Below are 24,732 nucleotides of genomic sequence, written 5' to 3' on the forward strand. Positions count from 1 at the left end.
TTAGAAGGCAAAATGTCAGATGATCATCTAATTCATATCGTTAAGTTTTCTCCTGATACACCCCCGATTGCACATATCCATCTTCTACATGGAATGGTAGAGCATATTGGTCGTTATGATGATTTCGCTACATTTCTAGTTAATAAAGGGTTTGTCGTTACCGGTCATGATCACCGTGGACATGGTAAAACAGCTGAAAAAAATGGGCAATTTGGATATTTTGCAGATAAAGTAGGTTTTGAACGGGTTGCCGAAGACGTTCGCGAAGTTTTGCTGCATGTGAGGGAGGATTTAGGGGATATTCCGCTTATTTTATTCGGCCATAGCATGGGGTCGTTTATTGCTCGAAGATATATGCAAAAATATAGTGACTCCTTAACGAAAGTTGTCCTTTCTGGCACCACTTATAGTCCTGGAGTTATGGGGGACGTTGGTAAAGTAGTCGGTAAACTTATATCTGCTGTAAAAAGTCCCAAATCTGAAGGGAAATTACTGAACAGTATGGCCTTTGGAGGTTTCAATAAACAAATAAAAAATCCGAAATCACCATTTGATTGGCTTACAACAGATGAACTAGAAGTACAAAAATATATTGAAGATCCGCTATGCGGTTTTATACCAACGAACCAATTCTATATTGACCTTTTCGATGGATTAAAAATAATTCACCAAGACATAGAAAATAATCATATAAAAAAGGATTTACCCGTTTTAGTTATTAGTGGTGCCAAGGATCCTGTTGGAAAAGACGGAAAAGATTTATTCAAAGTCGCTACTGGATTAAAGAGTGTTGGAATGACAAACGTAACCTTATATTTGATAGAGGATGCGCGACACGAAATATTAAACGAGGTAAATAAGCTTCAAACATATGAAATAATTGCAAATTGGATGATAGAAAATGCATAATACTGCAAATGTAATTGCAATAGTCGGACCGACTGCCGTCGGCAAAACTGCTTTAAGTATTCAACTGGCTAAGGCATTTAATGGAGAAATTATAAATGGAGACTCGATGCAGGTGTATCGAGAGCTCCATATAGGAACTGCAAAGGTTACCCAAGAAGAAATGGAAGGTATTCCTCATCACTTACTCGATATTAAGGAACCTGAGGAGAATTTTTCTGTTGCGGAGTATCAAAAGCTCGTACGAGGTAAAATTGAGGAAATTACATTAAAGGGTAAAATTCCGATTATAGTTGGAGGAACTGGTCTTTATATTCAATCTGTTCTGTATGACTTTAGATTTACGGAACAACCGAATCGAGATGAAACTAGACTTGCGGAATTAGAAAATATGGCTCCTTATAAATTATTTGAACATTTAGAATCACTTGATCCGGAGGCAGCAAAGGATATACATCCAAATAATATCCAACGTGTGATACGAGCGATTGAACGAGTGGAACTAACTGGGAAGCAAAAGAATGATATTGAACAAAACCAAGGTCATGAAGATATATATCAACATTATATTATTGGCCTGTCTATAGAACGTGAGCAATTATATAATCGCATTAATGATCGAGTAGACATAATGCTAGAAAAAGGACTCTTGGAAGAAGTAAAGACGCTCTACAGTAAAGGCATCCGAAATGTTCAATCAATCCAAGCCATCGGTTATAAAGAAATATATGCATATTTGGATGGAGAGGTTTCATTCGAGGAAGCAATTGAACAGCTGAAGCAAAACTCTAGAAGGTATGCAAAAAGGCAGTTAACGTATTTTAGAAACAAAATGGAAATTCATTGGTATAATCCGTTTACTGATTCCGAAAAAATTATAAAAGAAATTAATGAATTTATGCAGGAAAATGAATAATTAAAGCGAATATTAACAATGTAGTATGTTTACACATGCAAATTGTATAATGGGGGTATTGGGATGAAACCTATGAATATTCAAGATTTATATTTAAATCAGCTTAGAAAAAATGATATTTTTGTAACAGTATTTTTATTGAATGGCTTCCAACTAAAGGGGTTAGTAAAGTCTTACGATAATTTTACCGTCCTGTTTGAATCAGATGGAAAGCAACAGTTAATTTACAAACATGCAATTTCTACATTTGCTCCTTCTAAACCAGTTAAGCTAACAGAAGAGTAACATGGATTGTTTGACAGATGGGCATGCTCCTATTATGATTTTATAGAATAAACAGAGAATCGGGAGAGTTTAATATGAATGTTATTTCGACAGAACAACTTTTAGAAAAAATAGATGCTGGCGAAGAAATCAGTGTCATCGATGTACGTGAAAGTGATGAAGTGGCAACTGGGATTATTCCCGGTGCTAAGCATATCGCATTAGGACAAATCGAAAACAGCATGGATCAACTCGACAAATCAGTTCCTCATTACATAGTATGTAAAGCGGGTGGCCGTAGCGCAATGGCCTGTGAAATTCTAGAGGAAAATGGATATAATGTAACGAACATTGCTGGAGGTATGATAGACTGGGACGGCGAGTTGCAGTTCTAACTTATAGATAAAAGGCTAATTTCATTTATGAGATTAGTCTTTTCTATTTGTATTTTGAAGAAAAATAGGAGAATATTACATGACATTTACAACCACATTATCAAAAGAAGTATTGGATCGTGCAGAACAGGTTGAATCCAAAATAGCACCATATCACAAACTTGTAGAAAAAATTGCATTTTTAAATCAACAAAAAGTAATTCAGGCTTTTAAGAATAACGGGGTTAGTGATCACCATTTCCATCCGTCATTTGGATATGGCTATGATGATGAAGGTCGAGATACACTGGAAAAAGTATATGCAACGACGTTTGGTTCAGAGGCAGCACTTGTGCGTCCTCAAATTATTTCAGGGACCCATGCGATTTCTATAAGCTTGTTCGGTGTGCTTAGACCGAATGACGAATTACTATATATAACGGGCAAACCCTATGACACTTTACAATCGATAGTTAGTGGAGGGAAAGAGGATACTGGATCCCTAGCCGACTTTGGCATTACTTATAATCACGTGGATTTAATGGATACTGGGGAAGTCAATTGGGACTCCGTAAAAAGCGCTGTGAAAAGTAATACGAAAGTAATTGCAATTCAACGCTCGAAGGGTTACGCAGTACGTCCTTCGTTTACGATAGAACAAATAAAACAAATGGTTATCGAAATTAGAAGTATTAAAGAGGATGCTGTTATTTTTGTGGACAATTGTTACGGAGAATTTGTGGAAGAGTTGGAGCCGACGGACGTGGGGGCAGATTTAATGGCTGGGTCTTTGATTAAAAACCCTGGTGGTGGTCTTGCTAAAATAGGGGGCTATATTGCGGGGAAAGAGGAATATGTCACTAAATGTGCTTACCGAATGACTTCACCGGGTATAGGAGCAGAAGCGGGTGCTTCTTTAAATGCATTAATGGATATGTACCAGGGATTCTTTCTTGCTCCGCATGTTGTATCTCAAGCAGTGAAGGGAGCAATATTCACTTCGGCACTTTTGGAGGAAATCGGAATGACAACGGAACCACACTATGCAGAGCCCCGTACAGATTTAATACAATCGGTATCATTCCGAACTGCCGATCAAATGATTCAGTTTTGTAAAGCAATACAAATGCATTCCCCAGTAAATGCTCAGTTTATGCCTGAACCAGCTTATATGCCAGGTTATGCTGACGATGTCATAATGGCTGCAGGTACATTTGTACAAGGGTCGAGTATGGAGTTAACAGCCGACGGGCCAATCCGTCCTCCCTACACGGCATTTATTCAAGGTGGATTAACATACGAACATGTGAAATATGCTATTTTAGGAGCCGTACAAACATTCAACAAATAAAAAGTGTAGAACCATTTCTGAGTTATAAGGAATGGTTTTAATTTTCTGAAAAATAGTTGTTAGTTTTCCTGACATGGTGTTGACATGTTAACTAACATGACATATACTATTTATATAACCTACTAGGAGGTGCAGTGATGGAAAAGGAATGGAGACGTTCAATGCCATTACTTTCTATGAATATTGTCATGCAGCTTACTGGTTTGACTGCAAGGCAAATTCGTTACTATGAAGAGCAAGAACTGGTTCACCCTGCACGTACTGAAGGTAAACAGCGCATGTTTTCATTAGATGATATTGATATATTATTAGAGATTAAAGATTTATTGAAAACAGGAGTTAATATTGCTGGAATCAAGCAGATTTTTGAAATGAAAAACAGTCCAATTACTTCAAAAGAAGTTCGACAAGTAATTTCGGACAGAGAACTACGTGCAATAGTAAAAGAAGAAATGCATTTAGCTCAAAGACAACAACGAGCTTCTCTGCGACAAGGGGACCTATCTCGATTCTTTAGATAATCGAGGTTCATATACATTAATTAACTAGGAGAGTGAAACAATGAGCAAGTATACAAAAGAGGATATTAAAAAGTTCGTTCAAGAGCATGAGGTGAATTTTATACGTCTTCAGTTTACAGACATACTAGGTACGATTAAAAACGTAGAAATTCCAGTGAGTCAGCTCGATAAAGCTCTTGATAACAAAATGATGTTCGACGGATCTTCTATTGAAGGTTTTGTACGAATTGAAGAATCAGATATGTACTTAGTACCAGATTTAAATACATGGGTAGTGTTCCCTTGGATTACGGGTAAAGGGAAAGTGGCTCGTCTAATCTGTGACGTAAATAAAGCAGATGGAACTCCTTTTGCAGGAGATCCCCGTAATAATTTAAAACGTATCTTAAAGGAAATGGAAGAGTTAGGATTTACTAGCTTTAACTTGGGACCTGAACCTGAATTTTTCTTATTTAAATTAGATGCTCAAGGGGAGCCAACACTTGAACTGAATGACCATGGTGGATACTTTGACTTAGCACCAATGGATTTAGGGGAAAACTGCCGTCGTGATATCGTTCTCGAGCTAGAAGAAATGGGCTTTGAAATTGAAGCATCTCACCATGAAGTTGCTCCAGGTCAACATGAAATTGACTTTAAATATGCAGATGCAGTAACAGCATGTGATAATATTCAAACGTTCAAACTTGTAGTAAAAACAATTGCTCGTAAACATGGTTTACATGCGACATTCATGCCGAAACCACTATTTGGCGTAAACGGTTCAGGAATGCACTTTAATGTTTCTTTATTTAAAGGGAAAGAAAATGCATTTTATGATGAATCAGCAGAAATCGGGTTAAGTGAAACAGCAATGCAATTTATGGCTGGCGTGTTGAAGCATGTACAAAGCTTTACTGCAATTACAAATCCATTAGTTAACTCATATAAACGCCTAGTACCTGGATACGAAGCTCCTTGTTATGTGGCATGGTCAGGACAAAACAGAAGTCCATTAATCCGTATTCCTTCTTCAAGAGGTGTAAGTACACGTGTTGAAGTTCGCTCAGTAGATCCAGCAGCCAATCCATATCTTGCGATGGCAGTAATTCTACAAGCTGGTTTAGATGGTATTAAAAATAAACTAACTCCACCACCAGCAGTGGACCGTAATATTTATGTAATGACAGAAGAAGAACGCATCGAAAATGGCATTCATAACCTACCACCAACTTTACATGCTGCCGTACAAGAGTTAGGTAAGAGTGAAACTATTCGCGGAGCATTAGGTGAGCATATTTATGCAAATTTTGTAGAAGCGAAAGAAATTGAATGGGATATGTTCCGTACGACTGTACACCCGTGGGAACGTGAACAATATTTAAAAATGTATTAATCCCGTAATATAGAGTTTTAAAGGGTTTTGGTATGGGGTGTAATTATAAAGTTGTTCAAAGAAATAGTTCGCACCCCATATTCACCCCATTATTTTTATAAAAAAATATCATTTACTTATACCCTTAAAAACATCGTTCAGTCTTTCGTTGACTTGTTCGGTGTTTTTCTTGTTCATTTTTTTAGATAAATGAGCGTAAACATCTGAAGTGATTTGTTGACTTCCATGACCTAGTTGTTTCTGAATGTATTTTATATCTGCACCATCTTCTAATAGGATAACTACATACGTATGACGTAGAGAATGAATTGGATAAGAGTTTAATCCAGCTCTTTTTAATATCCTGCCAAAAGCATTGAATAGACTAGTTTTGGGCATGGGCTGCCCATCTTTCCTACAGAAGACTAAGTTTAAATCATGACGATAAATATCGTTTAAAAGAAGTTTGTTTTGATTTTGTGAATTGAAATGTGTTTTCAATGCATTTACTGTAGTATCAGCGATATCGATAACCCTTGTCTTTCTATTCTTGGTATCTCCGAATATTTCTCCATTTTCTCCAGGTTGAAAATCCATACTCTTACTAATAGAAATAGTCTTTTCTTTTAAATTAATATCATTCCATTGTAAAGCAGCGGCTTCACCTTTTCGCATGCCTGTTTCAATTAGCACTTTGAAAAATATCCAATAAATATAACCGTACTGATATGCATGATTCAAAAGTTCTGGAATATTACAATCATTCTAATCATCCTACTTATTCTAGCCATTGGTGGATTGGAAAACATTCTATACATTTTGAATTTATGTAAGCGAGTTAAAAGAATGGAGAGGTACGACGCAGTAGACAACATTATGTGAAAGAGGGAATTTATAAAAAAGTATGACCTCATTGAGATTCTCACTTGATTATTTATTCTTTGCCTTAAAGAATATTTTCTTCAAGACAAAGAATAGACATTCATAGTGCATGTTTTAAGGTGTTTGAAGACATGGCTTAGCGCCGCATGGCCCTTTGGTTGAGTTATCAGCAAATGCTGATGTCGCTGTACCTGCAAATATTGCTGAAAGAAGTAAGGCAGATATAATAACTTTTTTCATTTTTTTCATTAATATCACATCCTTTCTGAATATTAAATCTATTGTAACATTGAAAAAATGGGAAATAAAGGGCATTTAGTATGATAATTTCTACAGTATTCGACATGAGTTTTTATGAGTTTAAAAATATCTTACTGCGAAATTTTGGACAATTGAATAAATCATAAATCTATGTCAGTTTCAACTAGGGCATTTGGTACTTCTCTGACCTCAAATAACTTGAAATTAAATAAGTATGTCATTAGAACGACTGTACACCCGTGGGAACGTGAACAATATCTAAAAATGTATTAATAGAAAAGCGTTGGGGCTCTATGCTTCCAACGCTTTTTTATATATTGTAGAGGATTATAATAATCAATCTGCTAGTGATCTATTGACATTTACTTTTTCGCCTGTTTCCATGTCAGATATATATTGAAGAACTTGTCCTCCAGAATCAATATCGTTATTATTAAAAGAGACACTCCACACGAAATCATATTTTTTGTCCTGATATGAATACTCACCATCGATATAGTAAACATTCTTATAAATTTCTTTAGTTTCATCATTTCTCAAATTAGGATGTTTTTTAGCTTCAATTTCAGCATCCTCTACCTTTACACTATCGACTCCATCATATTTTTCAATAATAGTTTCTGCGCGAACTGCTAGATTAATTAATAGCTTTTCATTCGTTATTTTACCTTGTGATACTTTATAGGTGTTGGTTTCATCAGAATTTCCTTCATTCCCACAAGCAGTTAACAATAATACAGCTAAAGCGCCGATGAAAAATATTTTTTTCATACTCTATCATCTCCCTTTATTTCATTTTATTGGAAACACAAAAAGTAAACAACCTCATTGAGATTCTTAAGAGGCAGTTTTAGTATTTAAAGTTGAAATATAAGATGAATGACTCGGTAAAAGTAATTATAATCGAGCACCTTGGCTATTATTCATATAAAATAGCGTATGTTACCACATACTTATATGAATTCTTAGTATGAAACACTCTACTCTTGAACAATGCTTGAAAATGATAAAATAAAAAAGCGTTGGGTAGCACGAAGCTATCAACGCTTTTTTATATGTTGACCATATCATTTGTTGTAAGTTGCAAATGGTCTTTTGTAGCACATGTCCTTGTTTAATGTGTTGACAAGAATTGCCCAACCTACATTCCGTTGATAAGTTGATTGTACTTAAACAGATTTAAGTGGAGCTTCCAATTGAATATCTGCGTCAAACATTAACAATGCGTCTGTTAAAAGATTAATATCTATGAGAATTTGCTCTTTTATATGAGTAAAGGGACATTTGTAGTAATCATCTATTAGGTGATTTAGTTCTTTGTAAATTAAAATGATAGGCAAAATTACTCCCCCTAATGATCTATATTTCCTATTTTATATTATGTAACAAATTATGTGTAATTGGAAGGAATTTGACCTATAATTTTTGAAATGTTAGTAGCTTTAGTAAGTTTATATAATGCAATTGTATATAGTTAGTTATAAATAGAAAGATTGGAGGGGCTCGGTTTTATACGCGCCCCTCCAAAATATATACATTTCCACAAACAAGGAGGGCTTGTTCCTAGAAATGTGTGCTTTTCTCTGTTAGAAAAGGAGCCTTTTTCTTTATTTCAAGGTGTCACTGATGGCAAATACTGTTACCTTATTTTATTTTTTCATCCATACTACACTGCTAGAAAACTGTGCACTGTAAGTTGTCCCAAATATCTACCGGGATTTGGTGAGTAACCGGCAGCTACTGGAGAAGTTACAGTAGCATTAACTACAATACGACCTGTATTGCCTAGAAGGCCTACTCCAACTAATGTGTCACCGGATGTAATAGCAACGTCCTGAGAGCTACCTGAGTTTGCTCCATCAAAAAGTGGAATAGTAGCAATTACAATACCTAGAAGATTTACTACTTCTAAAGATGCAGTAACTGTAGCGGTTTCGTTTGCCGCAAAAGCATAGTAGGCGGAAATAGGTAATGCTAGAGTTAGAAGTGGCAAAGCTCCAATATCAAAGATACTTTGAAATGTCACTGTCTGATTGGATTCTGTGTTTGGAGACCAAATGTAAGCATTGCTTCCGTCTATTAACGGTGAAACCATTGCTGGAGGAGTTAATATTGCAGGCGTAGGAAGTGTTCCGGGTGGTGCAGCTGTATCTGCAATGACAGTTGTATTAGCTGGGGTAGTAAACTCTTGAAGTACAAGAACCATATAAATCACCTCCTTTTAATAGATTTGCCAAATTATCGGCATACAGTAATATATGTCCTATAAATTAATAGAACTAGTTAGATTGATTATCTCGTATGAATAAATAATATAAATATGGAGGGATTTGAAGTAGTTTGATATAGGTAGGTGATTTAAAGAGATACAACAAAACAAAGTATGGTTTTAAAAAATATATAAAACAGCTCACTTGGTTAATAACCAAGTGAGCTGTTTGTGTTTATTTCTAACTTTCTTTTTTCTAAGATTCTTATAGCATCTTTTAACAAATTGATATCGATCAAAATTTCTTCCTTCAGATGGTAGTTATTGCATCTATAGTAATCATTAATTAGCTTTTTTAGTTCTACTATAATTAGTTTCATAAGTTTTTTGCCCCTTTATAGTTATATAGGCTGACATAAAATAATATAATTAATTTAACCTATGTTCAATTATAAATACTAATACCCAAATTTACGCATTTTTAACCATTTTATTATTTTATTTGATAAATATAATGGCATTTGACTATTTGTTACTATTTATTTTAGCATTTACTAGTAAGGGGATATTGAATCTCTACTTAAATTAGAAGGGGGGGAAACATTGTTTATCAGACCATGCGAAGGAAGAATTACATCGCATTTTGGGGAAATTCGAAAGAATAATATAGTTAAAGAGCATAAAGGAGTGGATTTCGGAAGTGATGGAAGTCCGGTTATAAAGGCATCAGCAAGTGGAGTAGTGACGAGAGCAAAAGTTATAGGTGGCTATGGAAACACAATAACAATTGTCCATACTTTAAACGGTAAGAAATATGAAACCTTGTATGCTCATTTAAAATCTTTCACCGTAAAGATTGGACAAAATGTAAAACAAGGCCAACAGATTGGTATAAAGGGCACAACAGGAAATAGTACAGGAATACATTTGCATTTTGAAATTCACATACCATCTTACGAGGCGGGGCAGCCAAATGCGGTGAATCCTTTAAACTATATAAGCGAAACAGATATAACCGAAGTACAAAAACTTTTAAATTCAGTAGGTTATAAACTAATGGTTGATGGGATCGAGGGACCTTTAACAATTGCAGCAATTAAAGATTTTCAAAAGAAAAACGGCTTGGCAGTTGACGGAATAGTTGGGCCAAGAACTTTAGCTGCTTTAAAGAAAAAATAAAAAACACTAAGAGGAAAACAGAATATGTTAACTAAAAAAGAAATTCGGACAAAATAAAACCCCTCAACCATAAAGGTAAAGGGGTTTTTCGATGATTTCAACGAAAATGTCCACTTTTCGTTGAAATATGATATCGGCTCTTCGTTATCTTACTGACATTTAAGTATATTGTCAAGTCCGTTAAATCTATTGAATATTGCGGTAAACACCAACTACTTTTCCGAGAATACTAACTGAATTTACGATGATAGGTTCCATGGAAGAGTTTTCAGGCTGTAAACGGAAGTAAGATTTCTCTTTAAAGAATCGTTTAACGGTTGCTTCATCTTCCTCTGTCATAGCAACTACAATATCTCCATTATTGGCTGATTGCTGTTGTTTTACAACGACGTAGTCACCATTCAATATACCTGCTTCAATCATACTATCACCCATTATCTCCAACATAAATAAATTATCATCGGCAGTACCAAAAGTTTCTGGAAGCGGGAAGAACTCTTCTATATTTTCAATTGCGGTAATGGGAACACCAGCGGTAACTTTACCTACAAGGGGGACATGCACAACGTTTTGTTTTTCAGCAATACTACCTAATCCATCAAGAATCTCAATGGCACGTGGTTTAGTTGGGTCTCTTCTTATCAAACCTTTACTTTCCAGTCGTGCTAAATGTCCATGTACGGTTGAGCTAGAGGCTAAGCCCACAGCTTCTCCTATTTCTCGAACAGATGGCGGATATCCTTTTTTACGAACTTCTTCTTTTATAAAAGCTAGAATGTCTTCCTGTCTCTTAGATGCTTTTTTCATATGCTCACCTCTTTTAGAGTAATTAATCTCTATCCTTTTCTATCTTATTAATAGTATAACAGGCGAAGAACTTTAATGCAAACATAGGTTCTAATTGTTGTTGACAAAAACAAGTGTTCGCATTATTATTGAAATATACATTACGAACACACATTCTATTGGAGGTATTATTTATGACTTGGATTAAAGAAAACTATTTTCTAACAATATTTGTAGCGTGTAGTATTGCTTTTATAATGTTTATAATAATCTCGAATTCTTTTTCAACTGATGAGAGTCTTCATATTAATATAGAGCAAGGCGATTCTTTATGGGAGTTAGCAAATGAGTATGGCGTGAAGGAAGATAAAAAAGTATGGATTAATAAGGTTATAGCTATGAATAATTTACAAGATGGACATATTAAAGCTGGGGAGATGCTTAAAATCCCAGTGGAGGAAAAAAGTTACCATTTCAATCATGAAACGGAGATAGCGGGCGATACTAAATGAAATCAGTTATATATTGTCGAGTGAGTACTGAAAAAGAATCTCAAGAGACATCTTTACAAAGACAGGAGGAAGAGCTATTAGAATTTGCAGCGCTACACAATTATGAAGTAGAGAAAGTATTTATAGATCAACATAGTGGATATGATATTGAACGTGAAGGCTTATTAGATTTACTGGATTATATAAAAGAAAATGAAATTAAAGCGATATTTGTTCAAGATGAAACCCGGATTGGTAGAGGAAATGGAAGAATGGCAGTTCTGCATCTTCTTCAAAAAACAAATACCTCAATATATACTTTACAGGATAAGGGTGTTATCAATTTAAATGAAATGGATTCTATGTTACTGGAAATACTTGCGCTTGTAGAAGAATATCAAAGGAAATTACACAACGCTAAAATCAGAAGAGGTATGAAGAAAGCGGTCTCCGAGGGATATAGACCAGAGAAAAACTTAAAGACAAAAGGCAATCCTGAAGGTAGAGAAAGAATAGATGTTCCTTTAGCAGAAGTAGTCAGACTTCGGAATGCAGGACTTACTTATGAAGAGATTTCAATGACCTTAAAAGGTTTAGGATTTAATATTAGTAAAGCAACAGTACATAGACGTTATATTGAGTATATAGAAGCACATGGAGTGAAATGACTTGCACTCTGTGTGTTTTTTCCTTACCTTTATATTTAGATAAAGTGAAAGGATGAAATAAATTGTTAAGCAAAGAAAAATTAGCGAGAATTGGCGAGTTATCTAGAAAATCTAAAACATCGGGTCTTTCTATTGAAGAAGCAAAAGAACAAAGCTCTTTACGCAAAGAATATTTGGAAACTTTTCGTTCCACAATGAGAGATACAATCGAAAGTGTAAAAATAATTGACCCCGAAGGAAATGATGTAACACCTGTAAAAGTTCAGGAAGCAAAGAAAGGAAAGTTTCTGAATTAATTAATCATTTCAGAAACCATTGATAATACAGACATTCTTGTCTAAACTAGAAATATAGAAAAAATTTGTTTGAGAGGATGTCATTCATGTCATTACAATCCGATTTATTAGCAATTAATACGATTCGAACTTTATCTATTGATGCAATTGATAAAGCAAATTCTGGTCACCCTGGTTTACCAATGGGGGCAGCGCCAATGGCTTACACATTATGGACAAAACATTTACGTCATAATCCAAGTAACCCAACATGGTTCAACCGTGACCGCTTTGTGTTATCGGCAGGTCATGGCTCTATGCTTTTATATAGCTTACTTCATCTTGGTGGCTATGATTTACCAATGGAGGAGATTAAGAACTTCAGACAATGGGATTCTAAAACTCCTGGACATCCAGAGTTCGGTCACACTGCAGGAGTAGAAGCAACAACAGGTCCACTTGGTCAAGGAATTGGAATGGCAGTAGGAATGGCGATGGCGGAAGCGCATTTAGCTGCTACTTATAATAAAGAAAACCATTCTATTATTGATCATTACACTTACGCTTTATGTGGTGATGGTGATTTAATGGAAGGTGTAGCTGCAGAAGCAATTTCTCTTGCTGGACATCTTCAGTTGGATAAATTAATTGTATTATATGATAGTAATGATATTTCTTTAGATGGTGATTTAAATAAATCATTCTCAGAAAATGTAGAAAAACGTTTTGATTCATACGGTTGGAACTACATTCATGTAAAAGACGGAAATAATATTGAAGAAATTTCAAGTGCTATTGAAAAAGCGAAGTCTCAAAATGACAAGCCAACAATTATTGAAGTTAAAACTGTTATTGGGTTTGGCTCTCCTAACCGTTCTGGTAAGTCAGATGCTCACGGCATGCCGTTAGGAAAAGACGAAACACTTTTAGCTAAAGCTGAATATAAATGGTTATTTGAAGAGGACTTTTATGTTCCAGATGAAGTTTATGACACGTTTAAACAAGCATCAGAACGTTTAGGTATTCAAGAAGAGTCCGCTTGGAATGAAAAACTGAAGAAGTATGAGTCTGAATTCCCTGAGTTAGCTTCGACACTAAAAACTGCGATTTCTGGTGAATTACCTGAAAACTTTGCAGACGCTCTTAAAACATATGAAGCTGGTACTTCACATGCGACTCGTTCTGCTTCTGGAGAAGCAATTAATGCAATTGCTCAAAACCTACCATCTTTCTTCGGTGGTAGTGCCGATTTAGCGGGATCGAACAAAACAACTATGAAAAATGTTGGAGATTTTTCAGCTGATGATTATGCTGGGAAAAACATATGGTTTGGTGTACGTGAATTTGCAATGGGAACTGCTTTAAATGGAATGGCTTTACATGGTGGGCTAAATGTATTTGGAGGTACGTTCTTCGTATTTAGTGATTATGTAAGACCAGCAATTCGTTTATCGGCATTAATGGGACTTCCTGTAACGTATGTATTCACGCATGATAGTATCGCTGTCGGGGAAGATGGCCCAACTCATGAGCCAGTGGAACATTTAGCTTCTTTACGAGCAATGCCTGGATTATCTGTGATCCGTCCAGCTGATGCTAATGAAACTGCAGAAGCGTGGAAACTAGCTGTATCATCAAAAAATAATCCTACAGTTTTAGTTCTTTCTAGACAAAATTTACCGACTCTTGAAAATTCTGTTGAACTAGCTAAAGAAGGAGTTTCAAAAGGAGCTTATGTTGTAGCACCTAATGAAAAAGCGGAAGCAATCTTACTTGCAACTGGTTCAGAAGTAAGTCTTGCTGTTGAAGCACAACAAGCACTTTCTAAAGAAGGAATCGAAGTTTCTGTCGTTTCTATGCCATCATGGGATTTGTTTGAGAAGCAAGATTCGGCTTATAAAAATGCGGTACTACCATCTCATTTAACGAAACGTCTTGCAATTGAGATGGGTGCTTCATTAGGATGGCATCGTTATGTTGGATTTGAAGGGGACGTAATTGCTATTGATAAATTTGGTGCAAGTGCCCCTGGTGAAATTATAATGAAAGAATATGGTTTCTCTGTAGAGAACGTAGTTGCAAAAATGAAAGCATTACTTCAAAAGTAAAAAGTTGTACAAGCAATTCGAATACTTTGATATTAAGTATTCGAATTGTTTTTTTTATACGCGCAATTGCATGTGGTTGCTGTAGAAGATACCCTTTCAAAGTGAAGTTTCACTTTATTTAAAATTATAATAGAATGCAAAAAGAATCTATAGTATAATTTGGGGTGGTGTCTTGTACACGTAGATAAGTTCGTAAAGGAGGAGAATATATGCAAACATGGATTTGGATTGTTATTATAATTGTTGCTTTAATCGCTGGTGTGGCAATAGGATTTTTTGCGGCACGTCAATATATGATGAAATATTTAAAAGAAAATCCACCGATCAATGAACAAATGCTTCGTATGATGATGGCACAAATGGGTCGTAAGCCTTCTGAAAAACAAGTTAAACAAATGATGAATCAAATGAATAAAATGCAAAAATAAAAAAGCACTCAGCTGAGTGCTTTTTTATTTGAAAGAAACTTTACTTCATTTGAAAATAGATTTTATTTGTTTAGTAAGCCATTTTCTTGTAGGAAATCTGCAACAACTTGCTCATATTCCTTGCTGTTTTCATTGAAGGATTTAGCATGCTCACCAATATCAAATAATTCTAAAGTCTTTGGGCCTTGTTTTTTTTCGTATAAATCTTCGGTCATTTTAGGTAAGATAAAATCATCCTGCAAACTGTGGATAAACAAGACAGGTTTTTCAATCTTGTCTATAACATCAATTGGTGAGACGAGATTTAACGTATATCCATCACGAAGTTTCAAAAACAAATTAGCAAATCGAATGGCTAAACTAGTACGAAGTGGAGTCGTCTGTGTCATTATATGATAAACTTGCTGCTCAAAATCAGAAAATGCACAGTCTGAAATATAAAAATCAGCGTCATCTATTATAGAACCAGCATACAATAATGTAGTAGCAGCGCCCATAGATTCCCCATGGATACCTAAAACCGCATCTTTCCCAGCTCTTTCTCTTACTGCCTCAACAATAGATTGTAAATCTACCTTTTCGTAAAAGCCGAAACTAGTTGTCTTGCCACCAGAATCACCATGTCTACGATGATCGTAGACGACACTATTAAAGCCTAGTCTTTCGAACATACGAACGAAACGTAGTGAGTTAATTTTGTTTTCTGTAACTCCATGGCAAATAACGACATAATTATTTGTTTCTAATGGCTCGACAAAAATTGCTTTTAAGGAATATCCATTTTTAGATTCAATCCATTGTTCGGTTTTATTTACTGCGTTAAACCATGCTTCATCTAATCGTTTAGAAGTTATTTCACGGTTTAATATAAAATCATTTTCTTTTTTCTTCATATACATAAGCCTATTAGTTACAAAGAAACCAAAGAACGTAGCCATAGCGGTCAAGACACTAGTAAAAATACTCGTCCAAATAATTACACGTTTCTTCATCTGATCAACCCCTACTTACTTTTAAATAGATTATACATTCCCGTGTCTATCTGCCTGGACACATACGGTTCAACCACTTCTACTGCCTTAAGCAATGAGTCGAGATTTATATTCGTCCCAATGCCCATTTGATGTAGCATATTCACAACATCCTCGGTTGCTACATTTCCTGTAGCACCAGGTGCAAAAGGGCAGCCGCCTAGACCACCAGCTGATGTATCAAATCGATCAATTCCTGCTTGTAGGCTAGCAAGAATATTGGCTATTCCCATTTTTCTAGTATCGTGAAAATGAGCAGTTATTAGTGTAGCAGGGAATTCCTTCTTTAGTGAGTCGAATAATTCATAGCTTTCCCGAGGATTAGCCATTCCAATAGTGTCAGCTACGCTAAGTTCGTTTACACCCCATGAAACAAATTCCTTACATAATGCAAGCGTGTCCGATGAATCTACTTTTCCTTCATATGGACAATAAAATGCAGTGGATATACAGGCACGAACAAAATGACCTTCTTGTAATAGTTTTCCCACAATAGGCTTGAGTTCATCCATACTTTCTGTCGTAGTTTTATTAATATTTTTTTTATTAAAACTGTTTGAAACCCCAACAAAAACGGCGAAATTCTGTGCACCGGATTGTTTGGCTATTTCAACGCCCTTATGATTAGGTGTTAATACGAGTTGTCTACCCAACTTTTTAACTTGGGTGACTATTTCATTGGCATCTTTCATTTGTGGTACCCATTTTGGTGATACGAAAGAAGTCAATTCCATTTCCTCTATTCCTGCAAGTTGCAGTTTTTCGATAAAGGCTAATTTTACTTCTGTCGGCACCTCGTTTTTTTCATTTTGTAAGCCATCTCTTGGACCTACCTCGATAATTGTCACTTTATTTGGTAAACTAAACATAATCATCCCTCCCTCTTTATTGTAAAGAAAGGATGGTTAAACAAGCAAATTTAAATTTTGCTTTGTAGAAGTTTGTTTAATACAGGGGAAACAAGGAGGAAATCACGTGACAAATGAAGTTGTAATCGTAAGCGCAGTTAGAACTGCAATTGGTTCGTTTCAAGGGGCTTTGAAAGATGTGCCAGCTACTAAACTAGGTGCTATTGTAATTGAAAAGGCATTAGAAAAAGCAGGGGTTTCTAAAGATGCTGTGGACGAAGTAATTATGGGGAATGTCCTTCAAGCAGGTTTAGGACAAAATCCGGCTAGACAGGCGTCTATTCAGGCTGGTTTACCACAATCAGTTTCTGCTCTGACTATTAATAAAGTATGTGGGTCTGGCTTAAAAGCAATTCATCTTGCTACTCAAGCTATAATTGCAGGAGATGCAGATATTATTGTTGCAGGTGGAATGGAAAACATGAGTCAATCTCCTTATTTGTTGAAAAACGCTAGAGATGGCTTCCGTATGGGCGATCAAAAGGTAGTAGATAGCATGATTTCAGATGGGCTATGGTGTGCTTTTAATGATTACCATATGGGGGTAACCGCTGAAAACCTATGTGATCAATATAATATTACTAGAGAAGAACAAGATAAATTTTCTGCACGGTCGCAGAGCAGAGCAGCTAAAGCAATAGAAGAAGGTAAGTTTTCAAATGAAATCGTGTCTGTGGAAATTCCTCAAAGAAAAGGGGATCCAGTAATCTTTTCTCAGGATGAGTATCCAAAGAAAGGTTCTACGGAGGAAAAATTAGCGGGGCTTCGTCCAGCATTTAAAAAAGACGGTTCTGTAACTGCGGGTAATGCTTCAGGGATTAATGATGGAGCAGCTGCTGTAGTGGTGATGTCAAAAGCAAAAGCGGATGAACTTGGTCTTCAACCACTAGCTACAGTGGTAGCAAATGCATCTGCAGGAGTGGATCCTAGCATTATGGGGATTGGACCTGTGGAAGCAGTAAAAAAAGTATTAAACAAATCTCAATTATCATTAGCGGATATCGATTTAATCGAAGCAAATGAAGCTTTTGCAGCACAATCGATTGCTGTTGATAGAGAGCTATCCTTTAATCATGATATACTAAATGTAAATGGTGGAGCGATTGCATTAGGTCATCCAATTGGGGCTAGTGGTGCACGCATCTTCGTTACCTTACTTCATGAAATGAAGAGGAGAGATGCGAAAACCGGTCTAGCAACACTTTGTATCGGTGGTGGCCAAGGAGTTGCAACCATAGTTAAACGTTAATAAAGAAGGTGAACATATTGGCTAAGAAAAAACAAAGACAACAACAGGTAAAGCCTGCTAAGCAATTGGATGAAGGGAATTCATTGTCTGACCAACTTTCTTCTGACGTTCTAGCAAAACTTAAAGAAACGAAGAAACAATTAGTAACTGCTGAACAGGAGAAAGAGGAAGAAAGACAAGCACAACTCGCTTTCGAAAAGAAAGAAAAAGAAAAAAACAAATCGTTTGAAGAACTACTAGATGAATATGGCTTTGGTGGCTCTAAGTTTTAGGTGAATTAGAAACAGTTTAGTAATCCAATAAATGGATTGCTAAACTGTTTTTTTGATTGATAATTATATTCATTACATAGTTTTTAGCGAAACAACTCTGTCTGATAAGAGTCAGCAAAATAGATTCAAAAGCTAAGCATCTTATTTGAAAGTCAAAAAAGGTCAGTGTATACTAATCTCAAAGGTTAAATATAGTCAAAGTCAAATAGTTAAATATAGGAGGAAATAAATATGAAGTGTCAACATTGTAGTAAAAATGATGCAACGATGAGCCTGAAAGTGCAGTTGAATCATCAAGGAATGCAAATGAACTTATGCCACATATGTTTTCAAGATATTCAAGGACAATTGACTGCAGGAAAAATACCGTCATTTGGTGATAATGCAGAACATTTTTTCCAATCGAATGGGAGCCAACAGGCACGAACACAAACGAAACATTTTGAAGAATCTCATGGCAATAGTTTGTTAGATCAACTTGGTAAAAACCTATCCAACGATGCTAAAGATGGGCGGATTGATCCGGTAATTGGACGTGATCAAGAAGTAAAACGTGTCATCGAAACGTTAAATCGAAGAAATAAAAATAATCCCGTTCTAATTGGGGAACCAGGTGTTGGTAAAACTGCCATTGCCGAAGGACTTGCAGTAAAAATCCATGAAGGCGATGTACCTGTGAAATTAATGAACAAACAAGTGTACTTATTAGATGTCGCTTCACTCGTAACGAACACCGGTATTCGAGGGCAATTCGAAGAACGAATGAAACAATTAATCGAGGAACTTCAAACACGGAAAGACGTGATTTTATTTGTTGATGAAATTCACTTACTAGTTGGGGCAGGCACGGCTGAAGGGTCAAAAATGGATGCCGGTAATATTTTGAAGCCTGCTTTAGCGCGTGGAGAAATGCAACTTATTGGTGCAACGACGTTGAGTGAATATCGTCAAATTGAAAAAGACGCTGCACTTGAGCGTCGTTTTCAACCAATTATTGTAAAGGAATCATCTACAGAAGATACGATTCACATTCTAAATGGTATCAAGGATCGGTATGAAAAATTCCATGAAGTACACTATCCAGAAGACACGATCCATGCTTTTGTTAATTTATCACAACGGTATATTCAAGATAGATTTTTACCAGACAAAGCAATCGACTTGATGGATGAAGTGGGGGCAAGATTAAATCTGACACATACGTCAGCATATTCGGAGTCAATCGAAACACGTCTTAACGAAGTCATTCAGCAAAAAGATCAAGCCGCAGAAAAAGAAGACTACGAGAGAGCAGCAAATTTACGCTTTGAGGAAATCCAGTTGCGGAAACAATTGGAGCAATTGAAACAAAATGAGGACACACCTCGAGTAAAAGTTACGGTAGCAGATATCGAATTAATAGTAGAGGAAAAAACTGGAATTCCTGTGACAAAACTACAATCTGCAGAACAGGCAAAAATGAAAGGAATCGCAGAAAATCTTAGTGAAAAAGTAATTGGCCAAGAAGATGCGGTCGATAAAATTGCCAAAGCGATCCGTCGAAGTCGTGCAGGGCTAAAATCTAAAAATCGACCTATTGGTTCTTTCTTATTTGTCGGTCCAACAGGTGTCGGTAAGACAGAGATTACAAAAGTGCTGGCAGAGGAATTATTTGGTTCACGTGATACGTTAATTCGTCTTGATATGAGTGAATATATGGAGAAACATTCGGTGTCTAAAATTATTGGTTCTCCTCCAGGTTATATAGGCCATGAGGAAGCAGGTCAACTGACAGAACATGTTCGCCGTAATCCTTATTCCATCTTATTGTTGGATGAAATTGAAAAGGCACATTCTGACGTACAAAATATGTTCCTGCAAATAATGGAAGATGGTCGATTAACGGATTCGCATGGCCGTACAGTCAGTTTCAAGGATACGGTCATAATAATGACGAGTAATGCTGGAACAGGCGACAAAAAAGTAAGTGTAGGATTCAATCAACCAGCACATGAATCCATCAATATGCTTGAAATGCTAGGGGCTTATTTCAAACCAGAATTTCTCAACCGTTTCGATGCTATTGTCGCATTCAATGAACTGACAGAAGAAAATTTACTAAAAATCGTAGACTTGATGCTTGGAGATTTACTAGTAACAATTTCAGATAATAATATTGATATGACGATTTCGTCGGAAGCAAAACTAACCTTGGTCAAATTAGGTTACGATAAACGGTTCGGTGCTCGACCGCTTCGCAGAGTGATTCAAGACAAAATTGAAGATCCATTAACAGATCTTATTTTAGAGGAAGAAATGATTAAAAAGGTCCATGTAGATGTTATGGATGATGAAATTGTTGTTCGCAAAGTATAAAAATGTTTAACACCCCCTGAAAACTATTCAGGGGGTGTTTTTTCGTGTAACTACTAGAGTAGGATGTATTAGGCTTTATATCTTACTATATTACATCGTTTAGCATGGCTTAAAAATTTCATATCATAGGAAGCTATCATGATCCCTCGAACCGCGATATTCCTGTATCAGCACTTCCCTAATTATGAAGGTTTCTTTAAACTCTATGCTCCATATACAACTCTTGCTTTGTTATTTCCGTTGCTTTTAATAGAATGGTGTCTGGCACTTGCTGTTTATAAGCTTCGATCGATTCAAGTAATTGTTCCGAGTTACTAGCTCCAATGATCAGAGAACCTGTCACTTTTCTTTGTAACACGAATTGAAGTGCAATAGAAGCAATCGGAGCTTCTAATATTTGTAATTTTTCGATAGTATCAACTAAGTCTTTCTGCGTGTAGCTAAGATATTCTTTTGTTTTAATTGCACGATTAAGACCATCTGCTGTAAGTAAACCTTTTGCAACTGTTCCTCGCGTGAACAGTGAAGCTTGATGGTCTTCTAGCAAGGAGAACCACTCTTCGGGTCTTCTGTCTAGTAGGCTATATTGCATCATAACAGAGACGGCATTACTTTTGCGTAAAAATCGGTCTATGACATTTGGGCGAATAGAGGATATACCATATTCACGAATTAACCCTTCTTTTTGAAGAGATTCCATTGTGTCTATAACCTCGTCTACATTGTCTTCCATCGTGCCCCCATGTAGCTGATATACATCTATATAATCCGTTTGAAGTCGCTTTAAAGAGGCATGAACTGCATCTGTTATCCATTCCTTAGTTGGATCCCATGACCAACCGTCTCCAGAATTATTGAGTCGATTTCCAACCTTCGTAGCTAATATAACATTTTGTCGATTGCTCTTAAGGGCATTACCAACAATCTTTTCATTTTCGCCTTTATTATAAAGATCTGCTGTATCAAAATAATTAATACCATTTTCTAGTGCTACTTGAATAATGTTATCCGCTTCTTTTTGATCTGATGGAAGTGACATGCATCCTAGTCCGATTTCAGATACGTATATATCACTTTTACCTAATTGTCTTTTCTTCAAGTTTCATCACGTCCTTTTCTACATGGTACAATGTCAAATAGATAGATTCAACTAAAGTGAAACACTAGAAACGAGAGGACGATTCGTTATGAAAAAATTTGAAGAAAAAACAATTCAATCTGAGGTTAAATATAAAGGAAGAATAATATCTCTTCAGATAGATGAAGTAGAACTACCAAATGGCAAAACTAGTAATAGAGAGATTGTTAAACACCCTGGTGCTGTAGCGGTCATAGCCGTTACAAAAGATATGAAAATAATTTTAGTGGAACAATATAGAAAAGCTTTAGAACGATCAATTATTGAAATTCCCGCTGGAAAAATAGAGATTGATGAAGTTCCCGAAATAACTGCGCTGCGTGAATTGGAAGAAGAGACGGGCTATACGACGGACAAACTTCAATACATTCAATCATTTGCCACATCACCAGGGTTTGCTGATGAGATTATACATCTATATTTTGCAGAGAATATTGAAAAGCTGGAGCAACCAGTAGGCTTGGACGAAGATGAGTTTGTAGAATTACTACATGTGAGTCTTTCCGAGATGGAAGAAATGGTAAAAAAGCAACAAATCTATGATGCTAAAACTGCCTTTGCATATATTTGGTTGAAAGATTATTTTAAAGAAGCATGATTTAAGATAGTACAAGCATATGATGAAAGTAGATAGGGGGGTGTTCCAATTTGAACCAGACTTATACTATTTTCATCTCATTATGTGTACTCGTTGTTAGTTTTATCGGAGGTTTAGTATTATTTGAAAAAAGTACGGCAGAACAGCAGCAATGGATTATTAATCTCTTGGATGCACGCGTTCTATTAATAGAACAGCCTACTTTTTTAGAAACGATTTTTCCTCACCTCATGTTTGCCATTGTGTTTTTTTTGTTTTATCAGCATCCTTTTTTACGAAAGCTAATTTTAGTTATTTGTGCATTTAAGATTACATTCTATGGATATTGTTCGAGTTATATACTACAAACACAGGAATCTACTTTTCCTTATGTGTTTTGGTGGTTTCCATTTCAGCTAGTGTATTGTGTCTTGTTATTAGCTTTAGCAAATCGTATTAATATTTTTTCGCTATCCTTTTATATAATTGTTATAATTATAGAATCCATCTTAATACCATTTATATTATTTAATAATTAGTTTTTATTAATAGTTATTATTATGTGAATCTCTTGTAATGAGAATTCAATTATTGGTATAATGGATTCAGTTAAGGAGGCGTCATATGGAAAGCCGTATTGATCGTATAAAAAAACAATTATCTGGTGCGAGCTATAAACTGACGCCGCAGCGAGAAGCGACGGTCCGAGTTTTGCTTGAAAATGAAGAAGATCATTTAAGTGCAGAAGATGTATTTTTACTAGTTAGAGAAATATCACCTGATATAGGACTTGCAACAGTTTATAGAACGCTTGAGTTATTAAACGAATTGAATGTGGTAGATAAAATTCAATTCGGTGATGGCGTATCTCGCTATGATTTAAGACAAGAAGGTGCAGCGCATTTTCATCATCATCTAGTATGTATTGAATGTGGAGCTGTAGATGAAATTCAAGAAGATTTGTTAGAAGATGTAGAAGCTATTGTAGAAAAGAAGTGGAACTTTAGAATAAAAGACCATCGTCTAACATTTCACGGTATATGCTACCGTTGCCAAGAGGATAAATAAACAAAAGGATAGCTTATTGCTATCCTTTTTTTAAATGATTAAGTCAATTGCATAATTTATTTCAATATAATTACACACAAACTAGTGATTCCAGTGGGAGCGGTAAATGCTTTCACATTGCTACGCTAGTTTCGAAGAATGAAAGGTTAGTAGGAATGGAAATCAATTTTACTTCAAATACTTCATTACGAAATTTGCCTAGATTGTCTTATCAAAAGGAGTGAATAACATGAATAATGGAATACTACATTTAGAGGATTATATGCACTTCCTGCAGATTGAACGCCAGTTAGCGAGTAATACATTGACCTCCTATAAAAAAGATTTAACCGATTATTTACATCATATATTTGAAGTGCAGCAACTACAAAGTCTAAATGAGATTGAACGCACGCATATTGTTTTGTATCTGCGAAGTTTAAAAGAAAATGGAAAATCTGCTCGAACCATTTCTAGGCATATTTCTTCTATACGTTCCTTTCATCAATTTTTATTAAGAGAGAAAGTGGCGAACACAGATCCCTCTGTCCATTTAGATTTGCCCCAACTAGAACAAAAACTGCCTACATATCTGTCAGTGGAGGAATTGAATAATCTATTAAATAGTATTGATCAGTCCAAACCACAGGGCCAAAGGGATTTAGCAATGTTTGAACTCTTGTATGCTAGTGGTATGAGGATTAGTGAGTGTTTGAACTTAAATCTGGAAGATATTCATTTATCCATGGGATTTGTTCGTGTATTTGGAAAAGGTGGCAAAGAACGAATTGTACCTTTAGGTGGTTCTGCCATTAGAGCATGTGTAACTTATATAGAGAATGCAAGACCAGAATTATTGAAGTCCGAAAAAACGGAAGCAATTTTTATTAATCAACGTGGAAAACGTCTAACTAGACAGGGAATTTGGAAGTTATTAAATAAGCATGCTACTACAGCAGGGATTTCAAAAGAAATTACACCTCATGTACTTCGCCATTCATTCGCAACACATTTAATCGAAAATGGAGCGGATTTACGTGCTGTTCAGGAGATGCTAGGACATGCTGATATTTCTACGACTCAAATTTATACCCATGTTAGCAAAAGCCGTTTAAAGGATGTTTATAAACAATTCCATCCTAGAGCATAAATTGTCAGAGGTCTGACCTGTACATTTTGTTT

29 protein-coding genes are annotated in these 24,732 nt (G+C 35.7%); 20 read left to right on the forward strand and 9 right to left on the reverse strand.

Translation table 11 applies throughout. From position 1 onward, the window contains the following. The first annotated feature begins 12 nt into the window (after positions 1-12). From MKY60_RS07935 to glnA, 7 genes are all read left to right on the forward strand, one after another. Positions 13-909 (forward strand): alpha/beta hydrolase, encoded by an 897-nt coding sequence (locus MKY60_RS07935; protein WP_340929443.1) that lies wholly within the window; start codon positions 13-15, stop codon positions 907-909. Further along, positions 902-1,822, forward strand: coding sequence for a tRNA (adenosine(37)-N6)-dimethylallyltransferase MiaA (gene miaA, locus MKY60_RS07940; RefSeq protein ID WP_340929445.1), 921 nt, complete (start codon positions 902-904; stop codon positions 1,820-1,822). The genes MKY60_RS07935 and miaA overlap by 8 nt, the downstream gene beginning before the upstream one ends. Positions 1,823-1,885: 63 nt before the next feature. Continuing rightward, positions 1,886-2,107 (forward strand): RNA chaperone Hfq, encoded by a 222-nt coding sequence (gene hfq / locus MKY60_RS07945; RefSeq protein WP_090561914.1) that lies wholly within the window; start codon positions 1,886-1,888, stop codon positions 2,105-2,107. 74 nt (positions 2,108-2,181) lie between these two features. Continuing rightward, complete coding sequence (locus MKY60_RS07950; protein ID WP_340929447.1) at positions 2,182-2,481, forward strand: rhodanese-like domain-containing protein; 300 nt, start codon at positions 2,182-2,184, stop codon at positions 2,479-2,481. Between the two features lie 79 nt (positions 2,482-2,560). Continuing rightward, positions 2,561-3,811: a methionine gamma-lyase family protein gene (locus tag MKY60_RS07955; RefSeq protein WP_340929449.1), complete on the forward strand. Its 1,251-nt coding sequence runs from the start codon at positions 2,561-2,563 to the stop codon at positions 3,809-3,811. Between the two features lie 137 nt (positions 3,812-3,948). Beyond that, a complete protein-coding gene (locus MKY60_RS07960) occupies positions 3,949-4,332 on the forward strand; it encodes a MerR family transcriptional regulator (protein ID WP_090561907.1) in 384 nt (127 codons plus the stop codon). A 40-nt stretch (positions 4,333-4,372) separates the two neighbouring features. Then, the gene (gene glnA, locus MKY60_RS07965; protein WP_090561905.1) at positions 4,373-5,707 is read left to right on the forward strand and encodes a type I glutamate--ammonia ligase; all 1,335 of its coding nucleotides are present in this window, start codon (positions 4,373-4,375) and stop codon (positions 5,705-5,707) included. A 108-nt stretch (positions 5,708-5,815) separates the two neighbouring features. Here glnA and MKY60_RS07970 read toward each other — a convergent pair whose 3' ends face one another. The 5 genes from MKY60_RS07970 to MKY60_RS07990 form a co-directional block, all read right to left on the reverse strand. Beyond that, positions 5,816-6,427, reverse strand: a complete 612-nt coding sequence (locus MKY60_RS07970) for a site-specific integrase (protein ID WP_340879453.1) — start codon at positions 6,425-6,427, stop codon at positions 5,816-5,818. A gap of 255 nt (positions 6,428-6,682) precedes the next feature. Next, the gene (locus MKY60_RS07975) at positions 6,683-6,817 is read right to left on the reverse strand and encodes a hypothetical protein (RefSeq protein WP_276517598.1); all 135 of its coding nucleotides are present in this window, start codon (positions 6,815-6,817) and stop codon (positions 6,683-6,685) included. A 348-nt stretch (positions 6,818-7,165) separates the two neighbouring features. Then, complete coding sequence (locus MKY60_RS07980; RefSeq protein WP_340929451.1) at positions 7,166-7,600, reverse strand: hypothetical protein; 435 nt, start codon at positions 7,598-7,600, stop codon at positions 7,166-7,168. Positions 7,601-7,998: 398 nt separating this feature from the next. Next, the gene (locus MKY60_RS07985; protein WP_241598768.1) at positions 7,999-8,169 is read right to left on the reverse strand and encodes a hypothetical protein; all 171 of its coding nucleotides are present in this window, start codon (positions 8,167-8,169) and stop codon (positions 7,999-8,001) included. Positions 8,170-8,495: 326 nt separating this feature from the next. Further along, the gene (locus MKY60_RS07990; RefSeq protein WP_241598770.1) at positions 8,496-9,035 is read right to left on the reverse strand and encodes a hypothetical protein; all 540 of its coding nucleotides are present in this window, start codon (positions 9,033-9,035) and stop codon (positions 8,496-8,498) included. Between the two features lie 606 nt (positions 9,036-9,641). Between MKY60_RS07990 and MKY60_RS07995 the strand changes: the two genes are divergently transcribed. After that, positions 9,642-10,217 (forward strand): peptidoglycan DD-metalloendopeptidase family protein, encoded by a 576-nt coding sequence (locus MKY60_RS07995; RefSeq protein ID WP_269915716.1) that lies wholly within the window; start codon positions 9,642-9,644, stop codon positions 10,215-10,217. 186 nt (positions 10,218-10,403) lie between these two features. Here the strand turns inward: MKY60_RS07995 and lexA are convergent, their stop codons facing one another. Further along, a complete protein-coding gene (lexA, locus tag MKY60_RS08000) occupies positions 10,404-11,024 on the reverse strand; it encodes a transcriptional repressor LexA (protein ID WP_090561896.1) in 621 nt (206 codons plus the stop codon). A gap of 173 nt (positions 11,025-11,197) precedes the next feature. Here lexA and yneA point away from each other — a divergent pair, with 173 nt between their 5' ends. The 5 genes from yneA (at position 11,198) to MKY60_RS08025 (ending at position 14,973) form a co-directional block, all read left to right on the forward strand. Continuing rightward, positions 11,198-11,515 carry a cell division suppressor protein YneA gene (gene yneA, locus MKY60_RS08005; protein WP_093494612.1) on the forward strand — a complete coding sequence of 106 codons (318 nt, stop codon included), beginning with the start codon at positions 11,198-11,200 and terminating at the stop codon, positions 11,513-11,515. Next, a complete protein-coding gene (locus MKY60_RS08010) occupies positions 11,512-12,162 on the forward strand; it encodes a YneB family resolvase-like protein (RefSeq protein ID WP_093494613.1) in 651 nt (216 codons plus the stop codon). The genes yneA and MKY60_RS08010 overlap by 4 nt, the downstream gene beginning before the upstream one ends. A 62-nt stretch (positions 12,163-12,224) precedes the next feature. Next, on the forward strand, positions 12,225-12,458 hold the full coding sequence (locus MKY60_RS08015; RefSeq protein ID WP_090561890.1) for a DUF896 domain-containing protein: 234 nt from the start codon (positions 12,225-12,227) through the stop codon (positions 12,456-12,458). Positions 12,459-12,544: 86 nt separating this feature from the next. After that, positions 12,545-14,545, forward strand: a complete 2,001-nt coding sequence (gene tkt, locus MKY60_RS08020; RefSeq protein ID WP_090561888.1) for a transketolase — start codon at positions 12,545-12,547, stop codon at positions 14,543-14,545. Between the two features lie 209 nt (positions 14,546-14,754). Continuing rightward, positions 14,755-14,973, forward strand: coding sequence for a YneF family protein (locus tag MKY60_RS08025; protein ID WP_090561886.1), 219 nt, complete (start codon positions 14,755-14,757; stop codon positions 14,971-14,973). Between the two features lie 62 nt (positions 14,974-15,035). Here the strand turns inward: MKY60_RS08025 and MKY60_RS08030 are convergent, their stop codons facing one another. Further along, the gene (locus MKY60_RS08030) at positions 15,036-15,965 is read right to left on the reverse strand and encodes an alpha/beta hydrolase (protein WP_241598775.1); all 930 of its coding nucleotides are present in this window, start codon (positions 15,963-15,965) and stop codon (positions 15,036-15,038) included. 11 nt (positions 15,966-15,976) lie between these two features. Continuing rightward, positions 15,977-16,873, reverse strand: coding sequence for a hydroxymethylglutaryl-CoA lyase (locus MKY60_RS08035; RefSeq protein WP_241598777.1), 897 nt, complete (start codon positions 16,871-16,873; stop codon positions 15,977-15,979). A gap of 106 nt (positions 16,874-16,979) precedes the next feature. On the opposite strand from MKY60_RS08035, the gene MKY60_RS08040 reads away from it, so the two are divergent. From MKY60_RS08040 to MKY60_RS08050, 3 genes are all read left to right on the forward strand, one after another. Further along, on the forward strand, positions 16,980-18,161 hold the full coding sequence (locus tag MKY60_RS08040; protein ID WP_241598779.1) for an acetyl-CoA C-acetyltransferase: 1,182 nt from the start codon (positions 16,980-16,982) through the stop codon (positions 18,159-18,161). Between the two features lie 8 nt (positions 18,162-18,169). Then, positions 18,170-18,433: a DUF3886 domain-containing protein gene (locus MKY60_RS08045; RefSeq protein ID WP_416235926.1), complete on the forward strand. Its 264-nt coding sequence runs from the start codon at positions 18,170-18,172 to the stop codon at positions 18,431-18,433. A 231-nt stretch (positions 18,434-18,664) separates the two neighbouring features. Beyond that, positions 18,665-20,788, forward strand: a complete 2,124-nt coding sequence (locus tag MKY60_RS08050; protein WP_241598781.1) for an ATP-dependent Clp protease ATP-binding subunit — start codon at positions 18,665-18,667, stop codon at positions 20,786-20,788. 196 nt (positions 20,789-20,984) lie between these two features. Here MKY60_RS08050 and MKY60_RS08055 read toward each other — a convergent pair whose 3' ends face one another. Continuing rightward, positions 20,985-21,887, reverse strand: a complete 903-nt coding sequence (locus MKY60_RS08055; RefSeq protein WP_241598782.1) for an aldo/keto reductase — start codon at positions 21,885-21,887, stop codon at positions 20,985-20,987. 88 nt (positions 21,888-21,975) lie between these two features. Here MKY60_RS08055 and MKY60_RS08060 point away from each other — a divergent pair, with 88 nt between their 5' ends. The 4 genes from MKY60_RS08060 (at position 21,976) to xerD (ending at position 24,700) form a co-directional block, all read left to right on the forward strand. Beyond that, on the forward strand, positions 21,976-22,524 hold the full coding sequence (locus MKY60_RS08060) for an NUDIX hydrolase (protein ID WP_093494620.1): 549 nt from the start codon (positions 21,976-21,978) through the stop codon (positions 22,522-22,524). A gap of 50 nt (positions 22,525-22,574) precedes the next feature. Next, a complete protein-coding gene (locus MKY60_RS08065; protein ID WP_090561871.1) occupies positions 22,575-23,042 on the forward strand; it encodes a hypothetical protein in 468 nt (155 codons plus the stop codon). Positions 23,043-23,127: 85 nt separating this feature from the next. Continuing rightward, positions 23,128-23,571 (forward strand): ferric iron uptake transcriptional regulator, encoded by a 444-nt coding sequence (gene fur, locus MKY60_RS08070; RefSeq protein ID WP_090561869.1) that lies wholly within the window; start codon positions 23,128-23,130, stop codon positions 23,569-23,571. A 229-nt stretch (positions 23,572-23,800) separates the two neighbouring features. Beyond that, positions 23,801-24,700: a site-specific tyrosine recombinase XerD gene (gene xerD / locus MKY60_RS08075; RefSeq protein ID WP_340879458.1), complete on the forward strand. Its 900-nt coding sequence runs from the start codon at positions 23,801-23,803 to the stop codon at positions 24,698-24,700. Positions 24,701-24,732 lie beyond the last annotated feature (32 nt).

The organism is Psychrobacillus sp. FSL K6-1415, from assembly GCF_038003185.1.
GTDB classification, from domain to species: domain Bacteria; phylum Bacillota; class Bacilli; order Bacillales_A; family Planococcaceae; genus Psychrobacillus; species Psychrobacillus psychrodurans.